This window comes from Rhizobium giardinii bv. giardinii H152, assembly GCF_000379605.1.
GTDB lineage: Bacteria > Pseudomonadota > Alphaproteobacteria > Rhizobiales > Rhizobiaceae > Pararhizobium > Pararhizobium giardinii.
Genome location: NZ_KB902613.1, coordinates 118,961 through 143,582 on the forward strand (window position 1 = coordinate 118,961; position 24,622 = coordinate 143,582).

At 56.0% G+C, this 24,622-nt stretch carries 18 protein-coding genes and 2 pseudogenes; 5 read left to right on the forward strand and 15 right to left on the reverse strand.

Annotation, left to right across the window (positions count from 1 at the left end; translation table 11 throughout):
* Positions 1 to 368: 368 nt before the first annotated feature.
* The 3 genes and pseudogenes from doeA to A3AY_RS34995 form a co-directional block, all read left to right on the forward strand.
* Positions 369 to 1,550 carry an ectoine hydrolase DoeA gene (gene doeA, locus A3AY_RS0110520; protein WP_018325642.1) on the forward strand — a complete coding sequence of 394 codons (1,182 nt, stop codon included), beginning with the start codon at positions 369 to 371 and terminating at the stop codon, positions 1,548 to 1,550.
* Between the two features lie 3 nt (positions 1,551 to 1,553).
* Positions 1,554 to 2,564 carry a N(2)-acetyl-L-2,4-diaminobutanoate deacetylase DoeB gene (gene doeB / locus A3AY_RS0110525; RefSeq protein WP_018325643.1) on the forward strand — a complete coding sequence of 337 codons (1,011 nt, stop codon included), beginning with the start codon at positions 1,554 to 1,556 and terminating at the stop codon, positions 2,562 to 2,564.
* Positions 2,565 to 2,740: 176 nt separating this feature from the next.
* A pseudogene (locus A3AY_RS34995) lies at positions 2,741 to 3,456 on the forward strand (AMP-binding protein); the annotation flags it as partial.
* A gap of 468 nt (positions 3,457 to 3,924) precedes the next feature.
* Here the strand turns inward: A3AY_RS34995 and A3AY_RS35000 are convergent.
* The 3 genes and pseudogenes from A3AY_RS35000 to A3AY_RS0110550 form a co-directional block, all read right to left on the reverse strand.
* A pseudogene (locus A3AY_RS35000) lies at positions 3,925 to 5,248 on the reverse strand (Glu/Leu/Phe/Val family dehydrogenase).
* A gap of 115 nt (positions 5,249 to 5,363) precedes the next feature.
* Positions 5,364 to 6,773 (reverse strand): aldehyde dehydrogenase family protein, encoded by a 1,410-nt coding sequence (locus tag A3AY_RS0110545; protein WP_018325644.1) that lies wholly within the window; start codon positions 6,771 to 6,773, stop codon positions 5,364 to 5,366.
* Between the two features lie 144 nt (positions 6,774 to 6,917).
* Complete coding sequence (locus A3AY_RS0110550) at positions 6,918 to 8,321, reverse strand: aspartate aminotransferase family protein (RefSeq protein ID WP_018325645.1); 1,404 nt, start codon at positions 8,319 to 8,321, stop codon at positions 6,918 to 6,920.
* Between the two features lie 178 nt (positions 8,322 to 8,499).
* Here A3AY_RS0110550 and A3AY_RS0110555 point away from each other — a divergent pair, with 178 nt between their 5' ends.
* Positions 8,500 to 8,967, forward strand: coding sequence for an Lrp/AsnC family transcriptional regulator (locus A3AY_RS0110555; RefSeq protein ID WP_018325646.1), 468 nt, complete (start codon positions 8,500 to 8,502; stop codon positions 8,965 to 8,967).
* Between the two features lie 12 nt (positions 8,968 to 8,979).
* On the opposite strand, the gene A3AY_RS0110560 is transcribed toward A3AY_RS0110555, so the two are convergent.
* The 6 genes from A3AY_RS0110560 to A3AY_RS0110585 form a co-directional block, all read right to left on the reverse strand.
* On the reverse strand, positions 8,980 to 10,635 hold the full coding sequence (locus tag A3AY_RS0110560; RefSeq protein ID WP_018325647.1) for an electron transfer flavoprotein-ubiquinone oxidoreductase: 1,656 nt from the start codon (positions 10,633 to 10,635) through the stop codon (positions 8,980 to 8,982).
* Positions 10,636 to 10,646: 11 nt separating this feature from the next.
* Positions 10,647 to 11,549 (reverse strand): bifunctional methylenetetrahydrofolate dehydrogenase/methenyltetrahydrofolate cyclohydrolase FolD, encoded by a 903-nt coding sequence (gene folD / locus A3AY_RS0110565; protein WP_018325648.1) that lies wholly within the window; start codon positions 11,547 to 11,549, stop codon positions 10,647 to 10,649.
* 4 nt (positions 11,550 to 11,553) lie between these two features.
* On the reverse strand, positions 11,554 to 12,438 hold the full coding sequence (purU, locus tag A3AY_RS0110570; RefSeq protein WP_018325649.1) for a formyltetrahydrofolate deformylase: 885 nt from the start codon (positions 12,436 to 12,438) through the stop codon (positions 11,554 to 11,556).
* A 57-nt stretch (positions 12,439 to 12,495) separates the two neighbouring features.
* Positions 12,496 to 13,428, reverse strand: a complete 933-nt coding sequence (locus tag A3AY_RS0110575; protein WP_018325650.1) for an electron transfer flavoprotein subunit alpha/FixB family protein — start codon at positions 13,426 to 13,428, stop codon at positions 12,496 to 12,498.
* Positions 13,429 to 13,451: 23 nt separating this feature from the next.
* Positions 13,452 to 14,201 carry an electron transfer flavoprotein subunit beta/FixA family protein gene (locus A3AY_RS0110580; protein WP_026203302.1) on the reverse strand — a complete coding sequence of 250 codons (750 nt, stop codon included), beginning with the start codon at positions 14,199 to 14,201 and terminating at the stop codon, positions 13,452 to 13,454.
* Between the two features lie 107 nt (positions 14,202 to 14,308).
* Positions 14,309 to 16,783, reverse strand: coding sequence for a GcvT family protein (locus A3AY_RS0110585; protein ID WP_018325652.1), 2,475 nt, complete (start codon positions 16,781 to 16,783; stop codon positions 14,309 to 14,311).
* A 138-nt stretch (positions 16,784 to 16,921) separates the two neighbouring features.
* Here A3AY_RS0110585 and A3AY_RS0110590 point away from each other — a divergent pair, with 138 nt between their 5' ends.
* On the forward strand, positions 16,922 to 17,368 hold the full coding sequence (locus tag A3AY_RS0110590) for an Lrp/AsnC family transcriptional regulator (RefSeq protein WP_040668495.1): 447 nt from the start codon (positions 16,922 to 16,924) through the stop codon (positions 17,366 to 17,368).
* Positions 17,369 to 17,799: 431 nt separating this feature from the next.
* Here A3AY_RS0110590 and A3AY_RS0110595 read toward each other — a convergent pair whose 3' ends face one another.
* From A3AY_RS0110595 to A3AY_RS0110620, 6 genes are all read right to left on the reverse strand, one after another.
* Positions 17,800 to 18,963, reverse strand: a complete 1,164-nt coding sequence (locus tag A3AY_RS0110595; RefSeq protein ID WP_026203303.1) for a M24 family metallopeptidase — start codon at positions 18,961 to 18,963, stop codon at positions 17,800 to 17,802.
* A gap of 46 nt (positions 18,964 to 19,009) precedes the next feature.
* Positions 19,010 to 20,029 (reverse strand): succinylglutamate desuccinylase/aspartoacylase domain-containing protein, encoded by a 1,020-nt coding sequence (locus tag A3AY_RS0110600; RefSeq protein WP_018325655.1) that lies wholly within the window; start codon positions 20,027 to 20,029, stop codon positions 19,010 to 19,012.
* A gap of 159 nt (positions 20,030 to 20,188) precedes the next feature.
* On the reverse strand, positions 20,189 to 21,208 hold the full coding sequence (locus A3AY_RS0110605) for an NAD(P)-dependent oxidoreductase (RefSeq protein ID WP_026203304.1): 1,020 nt from the start codon (positions 21,206 to 21,208) through the stop codon (positions 20,189 to 20,191).
* Between the two features lie 24 nt (positions 21,209 to 21,232).
* Positions 21,233 to 21,673, reverse strand: a complete 441-nt coding sequence (locus tag A3AY_RS40100) for a maleate cis-trans isomerase family protein (protein ID WP_234913191.1) — start codon at positions 21,671 to 21,673, stop codon at positions 21,233 to 21,235.
* Positions 21,674 to 22,082: 409 nt separating this feature from the next.
* On the reverse strand, positions 22,083 to 23,045 hold the full coding sequence (locus tag A3AY_RS0110615) for an ABC transporter substrate-binding protein (RefSeq protein WP_026203305.1): 963 nt from the start codon (positions 23,043 to 23,045) through the stop codon (positions 22,083 to 22,085).
* A gap of 53 nt (positions 23,046 to 23,098) precedes the next feature.
* On the reverse strand, positions 23,099 to 24,622 hold the full coding sequence (locus A3AY_RS0110620) for an ABC transporter permease (protein WP_018325659.1): 1,524 nt from the start codon (positions 24,620 to 24,622) through the stop codon (positions 23,099 to 23,101).

Consider the following 24,622-nt stretch of genomic DNA (forward strand, 5'->3'; position numbering starts at 1 on the left):
TCGGGGGATACCAGACACGTTCCGATCGGTCGGCGGCGCGAGCTCAGACGAAATGGAGAGACGTGTTGGTTCTGGGCGCGCATGCAGATCTACGTTTTGGATCGAAAGATTGCTAGACATGGTGGGATTGCACGCTCCCGCGCGAGGTATCCCCTGATCAACTTCGTTCCGAAGTCTGTGAGTTGCACAATTGTGATCTACAAGTATCGCTTCAGCTTGTGAAGAACTGATACTTCGGCGCGCGGCTCGAAGTCCGTTACGCGAACTGGAGCGCGGATGCATGCACTGAGACGGACCCTTTGACATAGAGGCGACGGTCGTTTTTGCTGTGAGCAGTTCGTGGCAAATTACTGAATGGGAAGAGAGAGATGTCAGAATTGCAGTTGAAATTCAGTCGGGAAGAATATGCCCAGCGCTTGGAAAAGACCCGACGAGAGATGGAACACAAAGAAGTCGACCTTCTGATCGTAAGCGATCCGTCAAATATGAACTGGCTGACCGGTTACGACGGATGGTCGTTCTATGTTCATCAGGCCGTCATTGTCCCGCCTAATGGAGAGCCAATTTGGTTTGGGCGCGGTATGGACGCTAACGGTGCTAAGCACACTGCATACCTGCGTCATGAGAACATTGTTCCCTACGCCGACAACTACGTTCAGTCGACGGAACGGCATCCGATGGATTATCTCGCCAGTATTCTTGCTGACAGAGGCTTTGGCTCGCTGCGTATTGGCGTTGAAATGGACAATTATTGGTTTTCAGCAGCGGCGTTCGCATCTTTGGTGAAGCACCTCCCAAATGCAAAGTTCGTCGATTGCACGGCCCTCGTTAATTGGCAACGGGCCATCAAAAGCCCAACCGAAATTAAGTACATGCGTAGCGCTGCCCGTATTGTTGAGGCAATGCACGCGCGTATCGCCGATAAGATCGAGGTTGGAATGCGGAAGTGCGATCTTGTGGCTGAAATCTACGACGCCGCCACGCGAGGCGTGGACGGCGCCGGCGGAGATTATCCCGCCATCGTGCCGATGCTGCCCTCCGGCGCTGAGGCCAGTGCTCCGCACTTGACTTGGGATGACCGACCAATGCGGTCGGGTGAAGGAACCTTCTTTGAGATCGCGGGGTGCCACAACCGCTACCACGTGCCCCTATCGCGAACTGTTTTTCTGGGCAAGCCAACTCAGGCCTTCCTCGATGCGGAAAGCGCCACGCTGGAAGGGTTGGAAGCTGGTTTGGACGCGGCAAAGCCCGGGAACGCTTGCGAAGATATTGCCAAAGCCTATTTCGCGGTGTTGGCGCGTCACGGCATCGTCAAGGATAGCCGCACCGGATACGGCATCGGTGTGAGCTACCCGCCGGATTGGGGTGAGCGCACAATGAGCTTGCGACCGGGAGATCGTACCGAGTTGTGTCCCGGCATGACCTTTCACTTCATGACGGGTCTCTGGCTTGAGGACATGGGATTCGAGATCACAGAGAGCATCTTGATTACTGATACCAGCGTTGAATGCCTCGCGAACGTGCCGCGAAAGCTCTTGGTGAAGGATTAAACTATGCCGGATCGCACTTTAGCGCAGTCACCGATAGCGTCCACGGTTGATTTCGCCGCGGAAGGTATTCAACACGGGTTCCTACGTCTTCCGTATAGCCGTGACGATTCAGCTTGGGGCTCAGTCATGGTCCCAATCACGGTTGTCCGCTGCGGCGAAGGGCCGACAGCCCTTCTCACCGGAGGGAACCATGGCGACGAGTATGAAGGGCCGATCGCACTTTTCGATCTCGCGCGCTCGCTTAAGCTTGAAGAGGTTGGTGGCGCCGTTATCATCATCCCGGCCATGAACTATCCAGCATTCTTGGCCGGTACACGCACCTCCCCGATTGATAAGGGGAACATGAATCGTAGTTTTCCGGGCGCGCCAGACGGCACGGTCACCCAAAAGATCGCGGACTATTTCCAACGCACGCTGTTACCGCTCGCTGACATCGTACTCGACTTCCACTCAGGCGGGAAGACCTTGGATTTCCTCCCTTTTTGCGCAGCGCATATTTTGCCTAACAAGGAACAGGAAGCACGCTCCTTTGAGCTTGTCAGAGCCTTTGGTGCCCCATACTCAATGAAGATGCTCGAGATCGATGCCGTTGGCATGTACGATACCGCGGCCGAAGAAATGGGCAAAATCTTCATCACCACCGAACTCGGTGGCGGCGGCACGGCGACAGCGAAAAGCGCGGGAATTGCCAAGGCGGGCGTTGCGAATGTGCTTAAGGCCGCGGGCATTCTGAAGGGCATGGTGAAAGGCGTTGAGACTACCTGGCTCGACATGCCGGACGGCAATTGCTTTTCTTTCGCTGAGGATGGTGGGCTTATCGAGCCAATTTATGACCTGGGCAACACGGTGAAGAAGAACGATGTCGTCGCCCACATTTACCCCGTGGGCCGCACAGGCGCGGAGCCGCTGGAGGTAAAGGCGAAGATGGACGGCATACTCACGGCTCGTCATTTCCCAGGTCTTGTCAAGCCAGGGGATTGCGTCAGCGTTGTAGCGACAATTGAGCCCGCGTAAGTCGCAATCTCGGTTTAGTTAGCGAGCGGTCTAGAACTTAACGTCGCAACAGACGCTCAGCGCTCACTAACCCAATCCTGCGCCGAATAACAAAGCTCGCCCGCTACTTCCTGGGTCAAGTGCGCAATCTTCTTGCGAAGGCGAACAATGCATACCTCCTATCCGGTCTCCAGCCGATGAAGAACCATGCCGATAAAGTATATCCGGTCGCAAGATCTGCTCGCGAGAACGGCTCTATCGACAAGGGAAAATACGAGAAATGGTATGAGGAGAGTGTCGCCGATCCGGAAAAGTTCTGGGGCGAGCATGGCAAGCGGATCGAATGGTTCGAGCCCTACTCTAAGGTCAAGAATACCTCTTTCGAGGGCGATGTTTCGATCAAATGGTTCGAGGACGGGCTGACCAACGTCTCCTAACAATTGCATCGACCGTCACTTGAAGACGCATGGCGACAAGACAGCGATCATCTGGGAAGGCGACAATCCTTATCTCGATAAGAAGATCACCTATAACGAACTCTATGACAGGGTTTGCTGTTTTGCCAATGTTCTGAAGAAGCATGGCGTCCAGAAGGGTGATCCGGTCACCATTTACATGCCGATGATCGCCGAGGCCGCCTATGCGATGCTGGCCTGCGCCCCGCATCGGTGCCATCCCCTCGGTCGTTTTCGGCTTCTCGCCCGATGCGCTTGCCGGTCGCATCATCGACTGCGAATCCACCTTCGTGATCACTTGCGATGAAGGGGTGCGCGGCGGCAAGTCGGTGCCGCTCAAGGAAAACACCGACAAGGCGATCGATATTGCCGCCAAGCATCACGTCATGGTCAACAAGGTGCTGGTCGTGCGCCGCACCGGCGGCAAGGTCGGCTGGGCACCGGGGCGCGACCTCTGGTCCGCGAACGGTCCGAACTCGAGAGGTACGCCTTGCCACCTCGGCTCCAATCGCCGTCGGATGAAGTTCGCTGGCAGGTCACTTTGAGGCTGGGGTCTGGAGTCGTATCGCCCCCGAGATTGAACCTCTGCTTCTCACACACTACCCAAACCCCATGTGGAGAAATCAGGGGCATATCGAAATCCGGTGGCTCGCGCGATCTTGAGTGGGCTCGGTCTGTAGCTCCTGTGCGGGAACGATCCGAGTAAAGCTCCGTTCTTTCGCCGGCCCACAATGAAATATGCCCTTATTTGCGAAGCCGGAAGCCCCCTTTCAATAACGTGACCGTTCCGGCGCGACGTGCGGGATCCTGAGTAATTCCCGAAGCCACACTCCTCGGAAAAAAAGCTCCCGCCGGACCGTTTTCGCTGGTAGCAAAAATCACCCACAGAGATTGGGCGGAGAAATAGGCCCTCCGGGTGAGGGAGGTCATATCCCAATGGCTTCATAGGCATCGGCGATCTGTCGAATCGACGCAACATAGGCGGCGGTTCGGTAGTCGCCGAGTTCCGGTTGCTGGTCGATGAGGTCAGCGATGCGACCCCAGGTGCTGCGCATGACGTCTTCCAGACCGGAACGGACCAGATCGATTTCAGCGCCGCCTTCGAGGAACTCATCGCGGATATCTGCGGGGAACTCCTTGCCGGTCATGCGCTCCAGCGCAGCGGCAATCGCCTGATTGCGCCGCTCGCGCCGGCGCCGCTCCATCAGGCCGAAGGGAATGTGCGTCAGGTTCTTCACCCACTCGAAGTAGCTGACGACCACGCCGCCGGCATTGACGTAGAGGTCGGGAAGGACGGTGACCCCACGGGCGCGGAGGATTTTGTCCGCCTCGAAGCTCACCGGGCCATTGGGAGCTTCGACGACAAGACGGGCCTTGATACGGTCTGCATTCTCCGCATGGATGGCATTTTCCAACGCCCGCTGGAATGAGTACGTCGCACGGCTCTTCGATGCCCGTCATATCACCAGAAAACGACGTGGCACCTTCAAATTTAAGGATGCTGCCCGTTCATATCTGATGCTGCTTCAGCGCTTCAGTTGCCAGACCGTCGGCATTGGCGACATAGCCGTCCCGTTCAGCGACGATGGTCACCCGGGCGCCGTCCTCTTCGGCGAGGAACTTTGCCGCATGGTAGCCGACGTTGCCGAAACCCTGGACAATCACCGCAGCGCCCTTCAGATCACGCTTGCCGTTCAACCGCGAGGTTCGCGGATCGCGAAGATAGCTTTGGACTGCGAATTGGACACCCCTGCCTGTTGCTTCGGTACGACCGGCAATGCCGCCCTTTGACAGCGTGGCGCGGCGAAACTCGTCCATCATCCAGGCCATTTCCCGTTCCCCCGTACCGATGTCGGGAGCGGGAACGTTAAAGGCGGGGCCGATCAGGCCACGTTTATTGAGCTCCTGGGTGAAGCGGCGGGTGATCCGTTCAAGCTCCTGCGGCGTCCATTCGCGCGTGTCGATCTTGAGCGCGCCTTTCGAGCTGCCGAACGCACATCGACCAGCGAACATTTGAGCGTCATCACTGAGCGTCATCAGCGCTGCCAGCGCCTCCACCTCTTCGGCGTCGGCATTCGACGCATAGCGAATGCCGCCCTTTACCGGCTCGCAATGCTCGCTGTGCACCGACCGCCAGCCGATGAAACTGTACATGCGGCCGCGCAGGCGAACGCCGAACCGTACGGTGTAGGTCGAGTTGCACAGCATGATCCGCTCAGACAGCCCTTCCGGCAGATCGAGGAACGTCATGGCGTGGCGGAAGTTTTGGTCAACGCTATCCAGGAAGCCCGCGGAGCTCGTCTGGCCGGGGTGTAACTCGCGTTGGGGTAGCATTCACTGGAGGTTCTCCTTGGTCGGGCCGCTTTCACGCTCGATTGATGCAGACGACCTTCGGCTGGGTCATCTCTTCATAGGCGAAGTGCACGCCCTCCCTGCCCATGCTGCCATATTTGGAGCCGCCGAACGGCATGGCGTCGAAGCGATAGTCCGAAGAGTCGTTGATCATCACCCCGCCGGCCTCGATCCTGCTTGCGGCTTCAAGTGCGAAATTGAGGTTGCTGGTGAAGATGCCGGCGTGCAGGCTGTATTCGGGTTCATTGGCCAGCTCGACCGCTTCATCGAGCGTCTCAAACGGTGCAAGCATGACCACAGGCGCGAACACTTCCTCGTGCCACAGGCGGCAGGTGACCGGCGTGCCTTCCAGCACCGTCGGGTGATAGAGCGACCCCTCGCGTTTGTGCCCGCAGAGCAATTTGGCGCCGGCGGTAATGGCGTCGTTGACCGCAGCCTCGGTGCGTTCGGCGACCTCCTTCGAGATCATCGGGCCGACATCTGTGTCTTCTCGCAGTGGATCGCCCGCCCTGAGCTTCTTCGTCACGGCCACGAACGCGTCGCGAAAGCGCTCATAAAGCTCGGCCTGCACCAGAACGCGTTGCGCGCCGATGCAGTTTTGGCCGGCCGCCCAGAAGGCGCCGGACACGCATCCTTCAACTGCCTTGTCGAATTCGCAGTCGTTCATGACGATGACCGGCGCATTGCCGCCGAGCTCCATCGCGAGTTTCTTGAGGCCAGCTTTACGGCTGATCGCTTCCCCGGTAGCGAAGCCACCGGTAAACGACACCATGCGCACGTCCCGCGCAGAGATCAGAGCTGTGACGATTTCGCGATCGCCGTGAACCACGGTAATGATCTCCGGCGGCAAGCCAGCTTCGTTCAGCACATCGACAAGATTGATCGAGGAAAACGGCGTCAGGTTCGATGGCTTCAGCAGCACCGCGTTGCCGCCGGCGATTGCAGGACCAAGCTTATGGGCAACCAGGTTTAGCGGATCGTTGTAGGGGGTAATGGCCGTGATGATGCCGAGCGGCTCTCGCGTGAACCAGCCCTGGCGCTGTTCTGATCCAACGTAAGCGTCAAACGGCACGATCTCGCCGGCGTTGCGCTTTGCCTCTTCGGCGGACAGCTTCAAGGTATTGACGCAGCGAAGCACTTCCTTGCGCGCCTGAACGATCGTCTTTCCGGCTTCACGCACGATGGTTTCGGCAAACGCTGCGCGGCGGCGCTCGATGATCTGGGCAGCCCCTTCGAGGATACTCGCGCGCTTATGCCTTGGCAGCTTGCTGGAGAGCTCGGCGCCGCGACGGGCACGGGCGAGGAGTTCGCCAATTTCGCTTGCATCCGTGGCGTCAACCGTTCCCAGGACAGACCCATCATAGGGGCTATGGACGGTGATCGGCGCCAAGCTGGTCGTGATATGAAGTTTGGCAGCGGTCATAGGCCGGCTTCCTCCTTGCGTGATGATGCGCCATCTGCGCGACGGCTGAGTTTTTCGGTCAGGGCAAGGTGAGTGAGACCCCTGCCCTGTTCTCAATTCGATGGATGCGATTAGTTGCGGTCGGAACCTGCCGACCGCCTTCCGTCAGATCTTCTGACCGTCGCGAACGAGGTCGTCCATCACCGAGCGCACGGCCTTTTCGGCAATGGAGACAATCTCGTCGACTTCCACCTTGGTGGTGACAAGCGGCGGTGCAAAGCCCAGGATGTCGCCATGCGGCATCGCGCGGGCGATGAGGCCACGGTCTCGGGCGGCCTTCGAGACGCGGGCGCCGACCTTCAGCGACGGATCGAAGCGCTTCTTGTTCTCGCGGTCGCCGACAAACTCAATGGCGCCCATGAGGCCGACCCCGCGCACTTCACCGACAATCGGAAGTTGGGCGAATTTTTCTTTGAGCTGCGCCTGGAAGTAGGCGCCGACCTCGCGCGCATTGCCTGGTAGGTTCTCCTTTTCGATGATGTCGAGTACGGCGTTCGCCGCAGCCGCACCAATCGGGTGGCCGGAATATGTGTAGCCATGAGAGAAGGCACCGACGCGATCTGCGCCGTCTTCCAACACCTTGTAGACCTTTTCGCCGACAATCGACGCCGACAGGGGGAAGTAGGCTGAGGTCAGCCCCTTGGCGACGGTAATAAGGTCGGGTTCGATACCATAATGCTGCGAGCCAAACATCGAGCCCGTGCGGCCGAAGCCAGTAATGACTTCATCGGCAATCAACAACACGTCATGTTTTTTTAGAACGTTTTGGATCGCTTCCCAGTAGCCTTCCGGCGGCGGCGTGATGCCTCCGGTTCCTAGAACCGGTTCTGCGATGAAGGCGCCGACGTTCTCGGGGCCGAGCGTCTCGATCATCTCGTCAAGCTCGGCTGCGCGGCGGGCGGAGAATTCCCGTTCCGTCTCGCCCGGGTTCGCGCCCCAATAGTGATGTGGCACACCGGTGTGGTCGATCTGCGGCAGCGGCAAATCCATGTGATCGTGATAGAAGCTCATGCCGGTCATCGAGCCCGACACGACACTGCAACCATGGTAACCGCGCTCGCGCGAGATGATTTTCTTCTTGGTCGGCTTGCCGCGCAGGTTATTATAGTACCAGACAAGCTTAGCCTGGGTCTCGTTGGCGTCCGAGCCAGACGTGCCATAGAACACCTTGCTCATCTTGCCGGGCGCCATTGTTACCAAGCGGTCCGACAGGATGGCCAATTCGTCCGTCGTGTGCGCCGCATACGAGTGATAATAAGCGAGACGATAGGCCTGACGTGAGATCGCCTCGGCAACTTCCGTGCGGCCATAGCCGACGTTGACGCAGTAAAGACCGGCAAAACCGTCGATCAACTGGTTGCCGTGCGCATCCTGTATGCGAATTCCTTTTCCGGTTTCAACAATTGTCGGTTCGCCCAGTTTCCCACTTGCGAAGTCTTTCAGCTGCGTGAACGGATGAAGTACGGTGTTGCGATCCTTCTCGGAAATGTCCTTGATGTTGATGGTCATGTTTTTGCCCTTTCGGTAGCGGCTTCAAGATCGATTTGGTGCTCTAAAGCCGACGCCACCCGCTCCACTGTGTGATGACGACATCATGTGACAGAAACTAAAGACATTGGCGGCAAAATCCTCTAGTTTCACGCAGAAATTCGTCAATATTCGATGCCTATTGCAGGAATTCGTCCCTATGGAACTAGACCGCGCAGATATTACCCTCTTGAATGCAGTCCAGAAGAATAATCGACTGACATCAGAAGAACTTGCCGCTCGAACGAACCTTTCGCCGACCGCCTGTCAGCGCCGCCTCAAACGTCTGCGCGCTGAAGGTGTCATCGAAGCAGACGTTTCGATAGTATCGCCTAAGGCTGTGGGCAGGCAGGTTACGGTGGTTGTGTTGGTTTCACTTGAGCGCGAGCGAGCCGACATCATTGACCGTTTCAAATCCGCAATCAGAAACACTCCGGAGGTGATGATCGGATATTATGTCACAGGCGATGCGGATTTCCTTCTTGTTGTAACCGCCAGGGACATGGAAAATTACGAGCAGTTCACGCGCCGTTTCTTCTATGAGAACAATGACATCAAAGGTTTCAAAACAATGGTCGTCATGGACGGCGTAAAAAGAAGCTTCGCATTTCCTATCGATGAAAATTAGAACGCTTACTTATCACATATTCGGATAGACCGGTCCCTCGCCGCCCTGCGGCGGGACCCAGTTGATGTTCTGGTTCGGGTCCTTGATGTCGCAGGTCTTGCAGTGGACGCAGTTCTGGGCGTTGATGACGTAGGTGTCCTTGCCGTCCTTCTCCACCCATTCGTAGACGCCGGCAGGACAGTAGCGGGTCGAGGGGCCGGCGTAGATGTCGTGCTCGGACAACTTCTGCAGCGCCATGTCCTCGACCTGCAGATGCACCGGCTGGTCTTCTTCGTGGTTGGTGTTCGACAGGAACACCGAGGAGAGACGGTCGAAGGTGAGGACGCCGTCGGGCCGGGGATAGTCGATCATCTTGTGCTGTGAGGCCGGTTCCAGCGAGGCGGCGTCGGTCTTGCTGTGGCCCAGCGTGCCGAAGAAGGAGAAGCCGAACAGCGTATTGGTCCACATGTCGAGACCGCCCAGACCGATGCCGACGAGCGTGCCGAACTTCGACCAGAGCGGCTTGACGTTGCGAACCTTCTTGAGGTCCTTGCCGATATCAGTCTTGCGCCATTCGTTCTCGATCTCAATGATTTCGTCATTGGCACGTCCCGCTTCGATCGCAGCGGCGATTTTCTCGGCGGCGAGCATGCCGGACAGCACGGCGTTGTGACTGCCCTTGATGCGGGGAACGTTCACGAAACCGGCCGAGCAGCCGATCAGCGCGCCGCCCGGGAAGGTAAGCTTCGGTACCGACTGGTAGCCGCCCTCGGTAATCGCGCGGGCGCCATAGGAGAGGCGCTTGCCGCCCTCGAAGGTGCCGCGGATCGCCGGATGCGTCTTGAAGCGCTGGAACTCCTCGAACGGATAAAGATAGGGGTTCTTGTAATTGAGATGCACGACGAAGCCGACAGCGACGAGATTGTCCTCCAGATGATAGAGGAACGAGCCGCCACCCGTCTTCATGCCGAGCGGCCAGCCGAAGGAGTGCTGCACGAGGCCCTTCTTGTGGTTCTCGCGCTTGACTTCCCACAGTTCCTTGATGCCGATGCCGAACTTCGGCACGTCGCTGTCGCGCGACAGATCGAACTTGGCGATGAGCTGCTTGGCGATCGAGCCGCGCACGCCTTCGCCGATCAGCACATATTTGCCGAGCAGCGCCATGCCGCGCGTATAGTTCGGGCCGAGCTCGCCGCTCTTCTCGATGCCCATGTCGCCGGTCGCGACACCGATAACCGCACCCTCGTCATTATAAAGCACTTCGGTCGCGGCAAAACCGGGATAGATTTCAACGCCGAGCGCTTCGGCCTTTTCGGCCAGCCAGCGACAGACATTGCCGAGCGAGACGATATAATTGCCGTGATTGTTCATCAGCGGCGGCATCAGGAAGTTCGGCAGGCGAACAGAACCCGCAGGCCCCAGGAACAGGAAGTGATCGGCCGTAACCTTGGTCTTGAAGGGATGCCCCTCCTCCTCGCGCCAGTCCGGCAGCAGACGGTCGATACCGATGGGATCGACGACGGCGCCCGAGAGGATATGCGCGCCGACTTCCGCGCCCTTCTCCAGCACGACGACCGAAAGATCCGGATTGACCTGCTTCAGTCGGATCGCAGCCGATAGGCCCGCAGGTCCGGCGCCGACGATCACGACGTCGATTTCCAAGCTTTCGCGTTCGGGAAGCTCAGTCATGTCTTGCCTCGTCAAAATATTGGCGCACGGTGTCCCGATGCGCGGTGAGCGGCGATCACGGTATTGGCCATCAGCATGGCGATCGTCATCGGACCGACGCCACCCGGAACCGGGGTGATGACCGAGGCGACCTTTTCGGCTTCCGCAAAGGCGACGTCGCCAACGAGGCGGGTCTTGCCCTCACCCTTTTCCGGTGCCGGAACACGGTTGATGCCGACATCGATGACGGTTGCGCCGGGCTTTACCCAATCGGCCTTGACCATTTCGGGACGGCCGACGGCTGCGACCAGAATATCGGCATTGCGGCAAACGGCCGGCAGATCCTTGGTGCGCGAGTGAGCGATGGTAACGGTCGCGTTGGCGTTCAGCAGCAGCTGCGCCACCGGCTTTCCGAAGAGGTTCGAGCGGCCGATGACGACGGCGTTCAGACCGGAGAGGTCTTTGCCATGCGTGTGGCGAACGAAGACCATGGCGCCAGCCGGCGTGCAGGACACGAGACCGGTTTCGAGATCGCCGGTGGCGAGCTTGCCGGCATTGACGACATGCAGGCCGTCGACATCCTTTTCCGGCAGAATCGACTGAATGATCGGCTCGCTGTTCAGCGGCTTCGGCAGCGGCAGCTGCACGAGAATGCCGTGGATCGAAGCGTCGTCATTCAGCGATGCGACGAGAGCGGCAAGCTCTTCCTGCTTCGCCTCAGCCGGCAGCGTGTACTGCACCGACTTGAAGCCGCATTCCTTGGCCATCTTGCTCTTGGAATTGACATAGGCATGGCTTGCCGGATCATCGCCAACGATCACAACTGCAAGACCCGTCTTCACGCCGCTCTGCTTTTCGAGCGATGCCGTCGCTGCCTTCACGGTTTCGATGACTTTAGCCGCCACCTCCCTTCCGTCAATATGATACGCGGTCATCGGATCAGCCCATCCGTTCGGATTTGTACGAGCCCGGGCTCGCCGGGAAGACAATAGTTTTGTTTCCATTCATGAAGACGCGGTGATGGATATGCGCGTGCACCGCGCGTGCTAGGACCTGACTCTCCACATCGCGCCCGATCGACACATAGTCTTCCGCCGACTGCGCATGCGTGATGCGCGCAACGTCCTGCTCGATGATCGGACCTTCGTCCAGATCCTTGGTGACGTAATGCGCCGTAGCACCAATCAGCTTCACGCCGCGCTCGAACGCTTGCTTGTAGGGGTTCGCACCCTTGAAGGACGGCAGGAACGAGTGGTGGATGTTGATGATGCGGCCCGACATCTTCTTGCAGACGGCATCCGACAGAACCTGCATGTAACGGGCGAGAACGATGAGTTCGGCGCCGGACTGCTCGACCACTTCCATCAGGCGGGCTTCGGCCTGCGGCTTGTTCTCCTTCGTCACCTTGATGTGGTGGAAGGGGATGTCGTGGTTGACGATGACCTTCTGGTAATCGAAGTGGTTGGAGACGACGCCGACGATGTCGATCGGCAGTGCGCCGATCTTCCAGCGATAGAGCAGGTCGTTGAGGCAATGGCCGAAGCGCGACACCATGAGCAGCACCTTCATGCGCTCGTCGCTGTCGTTGAAGCGGTAACTCATCGCGAACTTCTTACCGACGGGGGCGAAGCCGGCCTTGATGTCCTCTTCCGTCGCGCCTTCCTGCGACAGGAAGGTTAGGCGCATGAAGAACAGGTCCGTCTCGAGATCATCGAACTGAGATGAGTCGGAGATGTAGCAACCTTTTTCGGCGAGGTAGCCGGTGATTGCGGCGACAATCCCGCGGGCAGATTGGCAGGAAACGGTAAGTACGTGACTTTTCATAATACGTCCTGTTCGAACACAAATCGCTGAGAACTGAGTCGCACCACCGCGAGACAATCAGAGTGCTTTCTGCAGCTCCGGTAGCACCTCGAAGAGATCGCCGACGAGGCCGTAATCGGCGACCTGGAAGATGGGCGCTTCCTCATCCTTGTTGATGGCGACGATGATCTTTGAATCCTTCATGCCGGCGAGATGCTGGATCGCGCCCGAAATGCCACAGGCGATGTAGAGCTGCGGAGCGACTACTTTGCCGGTCTGTCCGATCTGCCAATCGTTCGGGGCGTAGCCTGCGTCAACTGCAGCACGCGACGCGCCAACGGCGGCACCGAGCTTGTCGGCAACCGGCAGCATGACTTCCTTGAACTTCTCGGAAGAGCCGAGCGCACGGCCACCGGAGATGATGATCTTGGCGGAGCTCAGCTCCGGCCGATCCGATGACGAGATTGCGTCAGCGACAAATGTCGCGAGCAAAGAGGAAAAAGCTGTCGTCGAAATATCTTCGACGACAGCAGATGGGCCTTGGGAGGCCGGGGAAAATGAAGCGGTGCGCACCGTGATGACCTTCTTGGCGTCGGTTGCCTGAACGGTCTGGATGGCGTTGCCGGCATAGATCGGGCGCTTGAAGATGTCGGCGGAGACGACTTCAATGATCTCGGAGATCTGCGCGACATCGAGCAGAGCGGCAACGCGCGGCAGCACGTTCTTGCCGGTCGAGGTCGCAGCCGCGATGATCGTGTCGTAGCTGCCGGCCAGCGAAACGATCAGGTCGGAGAGCGGCTCGGCCAGATTATTGGCGAGCTCGTCGCTTTCGGCGAGCAGAACCTTGGAGACGCCTGCGAGCTTCGCAGCCGCATCGGCAGCAGCCTTGGCGCCCTTGCCGGCGACCAGCACATGGACGTCGCCGCCGATCTGGGAGGCGGCCGTCAGTGCTTTGCCGGACTGGTCAGAAAGGGTTGCGTTGTCGTGGTCAGCCAGAAGAAGAATGGCCATGGTCGTAAATCCTTTCTCGAACCTTAGAGGACGCCAGCTTCAGTCTTGAGCTTTTCGACAAGCTCGGCGACCGACTTGACCTTGACGCCAGCCTTGCGGCCAGACGGCTCTTCGGTCTTCAGCACCTTGAGGCGCGGCTCGGTGGAGACGCCGAAATCAGCCGGGCTCTTCTTGTCGAGCGGCTTCTTCTTCGCCTTCATGATGTTCGGCAGCGAGGCATAGCGCGGCTCGTTGAGGCGAAGGTCGGTAGTGACGACAGCCGGGAGCTTGATCTCGATCGTCTGCAGGCCGCCATCGACTTCGCGTGTCACGGTTGCCTTGCCGTCGCCGATCTCGATTTTCGAGGCGAAGGTCGCCTGGGCGGTGCCGAGGAGGGCAGCGAGCATCTGGCCGGTCTGGTTCGAGTCGTCATCGATCGCCTGCTTGCCGACGATGATCAGGCCGGGCTTTTCAGCCTCGGCAACGCCCTTCAGGATCTTGGCAACGGCGAGCGGCTCGACGGCATCGTCGGTCTCGACGAGAACGGCGCGGTCGGCGCCCATGGCGAGCGCGGTGCGCAGCGTTTCCTCGGCCTTGGCCGGACCGATCGAGACGACGACCACTTCCTCAGCCTTGCCGGCTTCCTTCAGCCGCAGCGCCTCTTCGACGGAAATCTCATCGAACGGGTTCATCGACATCTTGACGTTGGCGAGCTCAACACCCGTGCCATCCGGCTTGACGCGGATCTTAACGTTGTAATCAACCACCCGCTTTACTGGGACGAGAGTTTTCATTTGTGACCTGTAGAGCTAAATTTGGCGTTCCGGGCAAAGCACCAGGCGCTTTTTTGCTTGGTGCTTGCCCCTATGGAAGTTTGCCCAGATTGGAAAGACGCGAATGTCTAGCGACCGAGACGCTCGCCTTTGGGATCGAAAAACGCTTGCAACGAAGCTGTCGCCTCGAACAACTCGCCAGCTATTTCAATCTGCCATCGGCCATTCTCGATGAAGTCTTTGGTCACCCCTTCTTCCGAATTGACATAGCCAAGCCCAATTGACGTTCCAAGGGTGAAGCTCTTTACGCCCGATGAGATGTAGCCGACGATTTCCCCATCGCGTCTGATAAGCTCTTCACGGAACAGAACCGGCACCGGATCAGCTAGCTTGAATGATACCAGACGCTTCTTGAGAGGCGTCGACGCCTTTTGCTTTGCCGTTGCCTCCAAGCCGATGAAACCACCTTCTTTGTTCCAATCGACGGTGAATCCTAGCCCTGCCTCTAGCACCGTGTCGACCGGAGTAAGGTCAAGCTCGTATTCGCGGTACGCGCGCTCCGAACGCATATGTTCGAGGGCGTGATAACCAGCGGGTTTCAGTCCGAACTCTTTGCCCACCTCCCACAGAACGTCAAACACGTGCTGAGCCATTTCGGTAGGAATGTGCAATTCCCAGCCGAGTTCGCCGATATACGTCAGTCGGTTTGCAATCACACGAGCGTAGCCGACATCGATCTCCTGACTGGTCGCGAACGGAAAAGCTTCGTTTGAGAGGTCTGCGTCCGTCAATTTAGAAAGGATGTCTCGAGACTTCGGCCCTTGCAGAGACAGGACAGCATAAGCGGAAGTGACGTCGGTCAGCGTGACGTTCCAATCGTCGGTAATGTGTTTTGTGATCCAGGCCCTATCACGTGGATGCACGGTTGCAGAGGAGATGATCAAAAACTGGTTATCCGACAGCCTGTTAAGCGTGATATCTGTCTCAATCCCACCCTTCTCATTCAACATGTGGGTGTAAACGAGCTTACCGACGGATACATCAACGTTGCCGGCGCAAAGCCGTTGCAAGAACTTGCAAGCGTCGCGCCCTTGGATGAGATGCTTTCCGAATGAGCTTTGGTCCAATAGAATTGCGTCCGATCGCGCGGCGCGGCACTCCTCTGCCGTATGCTTGAACCAGTTTGGTTCGCTGTAGGAATAGACGTTTTCTGTGGATTCTCCTTCGCCGGCGAACCACATCGGGCGTTCCCACCCCATTCCTTCACCGAAGCTTGCTCCCAGCTTTGCCCAACGATCGTGAAGGGCGCTCTTTCGGACACCTCGCGACGTCTCAGGCTGATGGCTCGGCCAGTGCATCTTATAGTGGAGGCCCAAGACCTCCGGGATGCGGTCTTTGAGGTATCTCTTGTTGATCTGAAATGGATGATAGCGCGCGACATCGATAAAGCTCACGTCCATTTGGGCAGATCCGGCAACAATCCATTCCGCCAGCGCGCGCCCTGCGCCGGCGCCGAATTCGATGCCTTCCGAGTTGTATCCGGACGAAACGTATAGATTTTTCATTCCGGGCACTTCACCAATCATGAAGAGAAGGTCTGGTGTGAAGCTCTCGGGCCCATTGAAGAACTTGGCGATACCGGCGTTTTGCAGTGCGGGGATCATTTCCATAGCTTTAGTCATCGGCAGCTCGAAGTGATCCCAGTCTTCCCACAACTCGATAAAGGCCGTGTCTTTCGGAAGGTTTTCCATCGGAAGCGCCTTGCCCCACGGCTCGAACGCGCCGATGAGGAGTTTGCCGGCATCCTCTTTGATATAAACATGCCCGTCAGTATCACGCAGAACAGGAAGTGTGGGCTTAACAATGTCCATGGGTTCGGTAACCACATAGAAGTGCTCGGCGGCGTAAAGGGGAACGCGAACGCCTAATTTTGAGGCAAGATCCCTGGTCCAAAGGCCACAAGCGAGAACAAGAATTTGAGCCTCGATAACTCCATGGTTCGTCCGCAACTGGTATTCTCCGGACGGTGTCTTCCATAGGTCTGTGACTTCAGTTCTCTCGAGTATCTTGGCACCACGCTGCTTGGCACCGGCTGCAAGAGAAACGCAAGTATCGATCGGATTTGTTTGACCGTCATTAGGGATAAATACTGCGCCCACGATAATCTTTTCATCAAGCGCCGGATAGAGATCCTTCGCCTCACGAGGTGAAATCATATGTGCTTCAAGCCCAAAGCTTTTTGCAACAGATGCATTTCGGGCAGTCTCGTAAAGCCGATCCTTCGTTCGAGCGACACCCAGGGTACCGTTCTGTTTGAACCCCGTCGCTTGGCCCGTCTCGGCCTCTAGAGCGGCATAGAGCTCTGCATTGTACTTTGCAATTTCAGTAAGTGCATGCGTGCCGCGAGTCTGCATTATCAGCCCCGCGGCGTGCCATGTCGTCCCGGACGTCAGTGAGTGCCGCTCCAACACGACGACGTCTTTCTTGCCCAATTTGGTAAGGTGATATGCAAGGCTTGCCCCTGCAATTCCACCTCCGATGATGACTATCTCGTTTGACTGGAAGGCGGCCTCTTTCGGACGGATAGGAGCGTTGGTGATCATTCGTCGACCTCAGTGTCGGATGTTAGAAAGCTTGCGGTTTTGTTCGACGCCGCACTGAGGGAATAATACGCTGCCGATCATGGGAATAATCCCCAAAATCCCTTTCAAGTAGGCCAAATGCGCTGTAATATGTTTGGCATGGACAACACAGACGAACAAATTATTCATCTCTTAGCCAACAATTCAAAGCTTACCCAGCTCGAGATCTCGGAACGAGTGGGCATCTCGCTCTCAGCGTGTCAGCGGCGGATAAAGCTTTTGGAACAATCCGGCGTGATTGCCGGATATAAAGCAGTCATAGACCCAACCGTCTTGGGTGAAAGCTTGATTGTTTTTGTATTAGTTTCGCTTGAACGGCACAGCAAGGACGGTGTTCGTGCGTTTGAAGCCGCAGTCTCCAGGCTATCAATGATCAAGGAAATCTATCACGTCGCTGGAGAATACGATTTCATTTTGAAAGTAGCGGTGGCAGACATAAAGGACTACCAAAATTTCAACTACGACGAACTTGCGAATATTCCCGGAATGGGGAAGACATCGTCATTGATTGCGCTTGCGGACCGAAAACATACCACACGAAAATGACAATATAGATTGTTGGGGCTAATGGTATTGAACAGGCAAGATATTGAGTGGCTATGTGCACTCTTCGTCAGAAAAGCGCTTCATTCTCTCATTGATATCAACTCGGGTTGGATCCTTGTCGATAGTGAAGCGACTTAACCTAGCGTTTTCTCAGACGGCCAAGCCATCCAAGCGGAAATCGAATAGCCTTTCGCTGCCCTTCTTGGTCGCAAGGCTTTGGCGACGGAGGCAGGGGATTTTGAACAGGAATAAAAATAGGAATCCACTTACTTTTATGCGGCTTCTGACTTTGAGCAGCAGGTGGGCTTTCGGCTTTTTTCAACATTTCCCTCCATGGACATGAACTGGTAAATGGCGGTGCTGATTCAGCATAAAGTTAAATCAAGCACCGCTAAGATGTTATACGCGGCTATTCATCCAAACGAATTCGATTAGCAGCCGATGGCAATCAAATCCCTGTTAAAAGTCGTGAGTAGCTCTGGTCCAGAGTCCGTGATGAGCACATTGTCAATCAAACGAGCGCCTAGACGTTCCTCATGGATCAAAACTGGGGGCTCAACCGACAAAACCATGCCAGTCGCTAGCGTATAGGTCGAGTCTCCAAACATGTGGATGGCCTCCCCCCAGGACGGCGGGTATCCAGGCGCAATTCCGTAGCCGGTTGTATGCACCCGATATTTGTCGAGGCCGCGTTCGGATATAACCCGTTTTGCAGCCTCGTGCGGCACGACCGCGGGCGTGCCAGGCTTCATGAGCTCAATACAAGCGTCTGTCGCCTGTTTCACTGTATCGTAGAGTTCAATCATCCTGGGGGTCGGCTCGCCAAGAACAAATTGCCGACCGATCGTTGTGCAGTATCGGTTATAAGCAGCTCCGAACTCAAGATTGATATAATCGCCGGCTTGGAGTTGCCGATCAGTTGGTGCACCGTGGCCGTAACAAGTCCGTTCGCCGCTCGTGAAATTGACAGGACTCGCAGGCAGATCGCCGCCTCGCGCGAGAAGGTTTCGATAAATTACAGCGGCGACCTCGCGTTCCGTCGCGCCGACACGAATTGCGTTTGCTGTTTCTTCCATCGTATCGAAAGCTATTTTCGAAGCCTTGCGAACCATTGCGATTTCAGCAGGGGATTTCGTAATCTTGATGTCCTCGATCAGCGCTGAAGCGTCCGTGATATTCTTATCAGCGAGCAAACTCCGTAGCTTGGCGTGATCTTGCACCGACAGATAGTAATAGGGAACTTCGAGACCTATATTTTGGTCGTCGAAGCCGTGTCGCTTCAAAATTTCACCGAGGACAGTTACCGGATCCTCCGGCTCGCGTCCTCCCCATCCGTATACTTCATCCGCAAGAGAGAGATCGCTAAATTCAGCGACCTCCGCGAGTCGTGTTAAAATAACTTTCGGACGACTGGCGTCGGCTGGGAACAATAAACACTGAAATTCCTGATATGATTTCGTCCTCGTTCCCAGGAGATATTGAAGATTAGCAGGGGCGATTACAATCAGATAATCAAGGCCGCCTCGGGCCATCTTTTTGCGTACCGCCGCGTGGCGCGTTGCGAACTCTCGCTCGGAAAAGTCGTACTTTGACACTTTAAACTCCATTGTATGTGAGTTGATGAGGTTTTGGAGATCCAGACTAATTTTCGTCCGTCTCTCGTCCGGCGATCAGTGCAAGAAAATCGCCTTGTCTAATGAGGCCAGGATGGTGCCGTCCAATCACGATGCCGTCGCGCTTTGCTCGATAGACAACCGGATCTGTGTCGATTTTCGAAATAGAGTGCACCTGAGCTATCGCCTCTCCCAAGCGCACTTCCTGGCCGAGCTCGACCAGCATCTCGAATAGCCCATCAGTGTTTGAATGGATGTAGCTGCCGGGGGATGAAGTCTCCCAAAGCGAGTATGCCGAAGCATTCAGTGAAGCTGACTCTTGTTTGTCTTTCACGAGACCGAGATGGCAAAGCGCTCTTCTTATGCCCCGCTCTGCGATGGAGATGGTTTCAAGTGTCGACGAGCCTCCTCCTCCAAGTTCAGTCGCCAAGAAAATTTTGCCAGCCTCTTCGACGGTCGTGTCGAGCATCCCCCGATTATCAATCTCCTCGAGCTCCAAGCAATATGGCGCGTCGAAGGCGCGCAGAAGGGCGCGTGACTTGGCTTGGAGTATCGGGTCTGCAAGTTTATGAATGCATGCGAAAGGAACAAACTTCAGTGTCTTACCGCCCGAATGAATGTCGATAACGACATCGACGCTCGGGAGAATAACATTCGTAACATAGTGAGCCAGTATTTGCGAAACCGACCCATCTTCCCTTCCAGGAAACGCGCGGTTCATGTTAACTCCATCTATGGGGGAGACACGGGTTGCAGCGCGGACGGCGGGACTATTAAGGGCCGGAAGAATTATAATCTGGCCCTGTATATCATTTGCATCGATCTCGCGTGCTAGCTTTTGCAGAGCTATTGGGCCTTCATACTCATCGCCATGGCTGCCGCCGGTGATGAGCAAGGTCGGGCCTTGGCCATTTTTTATGACGCAGATGGGAAAGCGTACGAGACCCCAGGCGGACTCGTTGCCGGAATGAGGGATGTCTAGGTAAGAAAACTGCTTTCCAATTTTCCCGTAGTCACAATCCGTCGATACTTTGCTCGTGGTCGTCATTTTCGTAGTGTCTCTCCTAACACGTATACAAGTTCAACAGATTCCAGACCATCTAACCTTGAAAATCGTCTGTTCGGGACGCGACTTCCCCGTACCGCCAAGGTTGTGTACAGGTTCAAAAGCGGTGACCGGCCAGTCGTTTTTGTGGGGGCTCTACATTCAGTAGCCAAGTTCCAAATTGATCTCGCGAGAAATCGGCTCGCCCCTAAAGTACTCTGCTACGTTTTCTATTCCCCACCGGAGATTTTTTTCCAAAACACCGTCGGCGTTATGTGCTTCATGAAGTGAGCAGATAACGTTGGGAAGTTGCTGCAGGTTCGAACGCGGTCCCCAGCCGTTAGGAAAGGTCCTTCCATATTCATATCGCCACCAAACATCAGTTGCGAAACCTGCAAGTTCCCCGCCAACAAGGGCATCGTAGAGCGGCTTCTCTTTGATGAGGTCTCCGCGAGCGATGTTGATGAGGAAGGCACTGTTCTTCATCGACGCTATTTCTGCCTCGGCGATAAGATGATGGGTTTCATCAGTCTGCGGCGCCGCCAGCACCACGTAGTCGCAAACTGGCAAAACCGAGGTTAGCTCTGACGGACCGTACATCGTATCTACGTTCTCAATGGAGATGTTCTTGTTTCTGCGAATCCCCAGTACGCGCATGTCGAACGCTTTCGCGCGTTTCGCGACGTGCGAGCCGATGTGCCCCATTCCAACGATGCCAACGGTGCAGCCCTTCAACATTCCGGAACGGTCATTGTCCCAAAGCGGGAACTGCTGACGGCCTTCCTGGACGAACCGATGTTTGACCAACACTCTCTTCGCCAGCGCCAGCATGAACATCATGCCCTGTTCAGCTACCGCAACGGCGTTCGCACCGCGGATGTTTGCGATCCGGAAGCCTCGTCGTTTCGCCAGATCTAAAACGCCAATCTCCTCAAGGTCATCAACGCCGCTGTGCATCCAACTTAAAATTTTGAGCTGCGTGGCTTTTTCCAATGATCCTTTTGGAATGGCCCAAGCGATGATTACGTCCGCGTCCGGCAGAAACGATTCAACATCGGCCAACGTGCATTCAAACCGTGACTGCCACTGACCGGAGGGCGCGACAACATCTGCCCCAGGAAGCGTTTCTCTAACAAGTTCGATTTCGGCCGCGCTCGCATGCCACATGCAAAGTACTTTCATATCAAAATCCTTGACGAACCTCGATCAACGCGCCAGCAGCTTCCCAAACCCACTGATTGGACGCGAGTACCCTGCGAGCCGAAGAGAATGCCAGTAAAGTGCCTGCACCGCTGTAACGACCGGCTTTCCTAATTTTCGTTCGATCTCCTCCACAACATCGACTGCGCGCAACGCGGTACAAGAGATAAAGAGTGCATCTGCCCCGTGAAGGTCCATCGCAAGGGCCGCCTCCATAATTGCTTTCGGAGTGAGCTTCGCCATCAACTCATTCTCGAGGATTTTGAAACTCGCAAACGATGTTACTTTTGTCCCGCCGGCCTCCAAGCTTGAAGCAATGAACTGATTGACCTGGTCAGTGTAGGGAGTCAAAACTGCGATCCGGCGCGCCTCGAACTGATCTAGGGCGGCAATCGCGGCGGTAAGCGGTGTTGTACAGGACACTCCCGGACGGGCCGCCTGGATCATTGCCTGCACTTTCTCGAATCCTAATACAGCGGTCCCAGAGGTGCAGGAGTAAGCTACAACGTCTAACCTTCCCTCCGGGACGATCACGGCTGCAGCGTCAGTAAGTTGCGGTCCCATCCTAGACAACGATTCGAGCGAGCAGTCCGAAGCGAGATGTAGTCGCGTCGTGAACACGGCGACATCGTCGGTTGGCCGCATGTTCATAAAATCACGTTCAGTAGTGTAATCGTTTGAGGTCGCGATAAGACCTATCCGATACTGGCCAGGGCCGTCGTCAAATGTGACCGGTGTGTTAACAGAGTCGAACGTATTTGGAGTGGCAGTAAAATTAACGTTCATTGCGCACCTAGCTTGCTCGAGTAAAGTTATTTGGGATGCCGGTCGGTAACCGACATCCCGAACAAGACGCTTAATTGAAAAGCCAACCGTCCACTTCTTGCTTATGATCGGCGACCCACTTGGTCGCGAACGCACCTGGATCTTGCTTTTCTGCCGCAAGTGCGTAGGTCCATCGGCCAACTTCGTCGGTCGAAACCTTCAGGTTTGTGATAAGTTTCACAAACTCTGGTGTACGCTTTTCCAGCGCGGTAGAATATGCAATGTGAATAGCCACCGGTGGCCACGCGCTCTCGATCTTGGATAGCGCCAGCCAATTTGGGTTCTCGTCAGGCTGAACCATCTTGAATTTTGCGGGGTCGTAGGCTGGCTCGTTGAGCATCACCAGCTTATCGCTTGAGAACAGGTAATGCGGCCGGTAGCAGAAACTGATCCAAGGCTTTTCCTCTTTCAAAGCCTTATCGAGATCAACGAGCATGATATTTTCTTCGACCGTCGAAAGCTCGAAGAACTGATCATAACCGTAGTCGCGCGCACGCACAGTTTCAGTTTTTGTGGAACTCCAGCCCGGAGGCCCGATCCAGAACTTCGGCTTGCCGCCATTCGGTGCGAACAGCTTAACAATTTCTGGCGTTGTTAGATCATAGACCGACTTGATATCGTATTTTTCCTGCATCCACTTAGAAATGCAGATCCCCTGCCGTACTTCGTAGGCTACGGGCCCTAGCTTGATCGTCCCATTTGCGATCTTGTCCTTCACCAGGCTTTCGTGATTTGGCATCCAAATCTCCGGGTGCACATCGATGTCACCCTTTCCGCGCTCCATTGAAGCCAGAATGACGGGTGTTGTCGCGTCTACTAGCTCGGCTTTCAGGCCGAGTTCTTTGTCCGCGATTTCACGAATAACCGCCGCCATTGCCTGGATACTTGGCCAGTTAGAGTCGCCGATGCGGACGGTTTCCTGAGCATTGGCGCCGGCTACGGACTGCCAAACCATTCCGGCGGACATTAAAAGTAAAGCTAGCTTGCGCTTCATGACGTAAGTTCCCTTTTGTTTCTTGAGCTTTAGGCTGAGGCTTTGGATGCGTGTTAGCTGGTTCGTCGCCCCTGAACGATCCGATCTAGGATAATTGCGCAAAAGAGGATTGCCGTTCCGGCGAGAATCCCTTGGCCGACGGATGCATACTGCAAAGCCTGGAGGACATCCTCTCCGAGCCCACCCGCCCCGATAAGGGATGCGATGACTACCATCGATAGGCACATCAGGATCGTTTGGTTTACTCCCGCCATGATGGATGGCATGGCCAGCGGGACCTCCACCTTGAAAAGGAGCTGCCAAGGCGTTGCCCCAAATGCCGCACTTGCCTCCTTAACGTTTTCGGGCACTTGTTGCAGCCCGAGGGCAGTCAACCGCGCAACCGGGGGCATCCCAAAAACGATGGTCGCGAGAATGCCCGGAGTCTTACCGGTGCCGAAAAACGCGATAATTGGAATGAGGTAGACAAATGCGGGCATGGTCTGCATGAGATCGAGAACAGGGCGGATTGCGCGGTAAATGGACTGGTTCTTGCCGCACGCGATGCCAAGAGGCAATCCAATGCACAGCGCTAGGAAGGTCGCTGTTCCGAGCAACGCAATCGTTGCCAAACTCTGTGTCCAAAATCCAAAAGCGACGAGATAAATAAGCCCGAGCGCAGTGAAGGTGGCTACAACATGTCCCGAAAGTAGTAGCGCAATCCCCACGATGACAACGACGACTGCCGGCCATGGCATCAGGTTGAGAGCATACTCGACGGCATTCACAATAGAAGTGATTGATAATGTAATGGCGTCAAAAAACGGTCCACCAGCTCGAGTTATCGCACTAAAAAGCTCGTCAAGTGATTTTGTCACTAGGACGGCAAAATCTTTCGTCGCTGAGAATTGCTCGGCCTGTTTCGAAATCGCTGCCAGCCAGTCTGGCGGAAGTTCGGGGTTAACTTTACCCAACGACAAGAAAAACACTGCCGTCACCACTAGCAACGCCAACACGGCCCTTATAATATTAGAACCAGATGAGATCTGCCTGTTCGAGCGCCATTTTTCGAATCGCTTTGCGTAGAAAGAATCCGCCGACAAGCTAAAAAGGACTCGGAAAATTACGAGCGCTGCGCCACACAGTGAAATGACCAGTGAGGCTAGCCGTTGTTGTTGATCGGCAGAAGTCTTCGCCTGTTGAGCAGCCTTCGCCAAGGAGTCGGCTGATCGTAACAAATCAGGCGCATTGGCGTCCCCGGCTGCTTGAGCTTTGAGGGCTTGATCCCTGCGCGAGTCGCTCCGAGCCTGGAGCTGTTGCGATTGCACAAGCTCGGCTTTTCCCAGCCCGCCGGAGGCCACACCAGTGATTGCCAGACCTAATGATACTTCGATGAGTGCCAGCACAACGAAAAGGCCGAACATTCCGCGCGCAGCAGCCCAGATAGGACCTAACAGCAGAGCTGCGAAATTAGGTCTCGGCCGCTTTTGGCCCGAAAAGATTTGTTTGAACCTCGTTTGATAGTAAGTGACATTCTCCCCAACGAACCTCGCAATAGCTGCGTCGAAAGACTCATCCTGCTTCAAGACTTCGCGCAT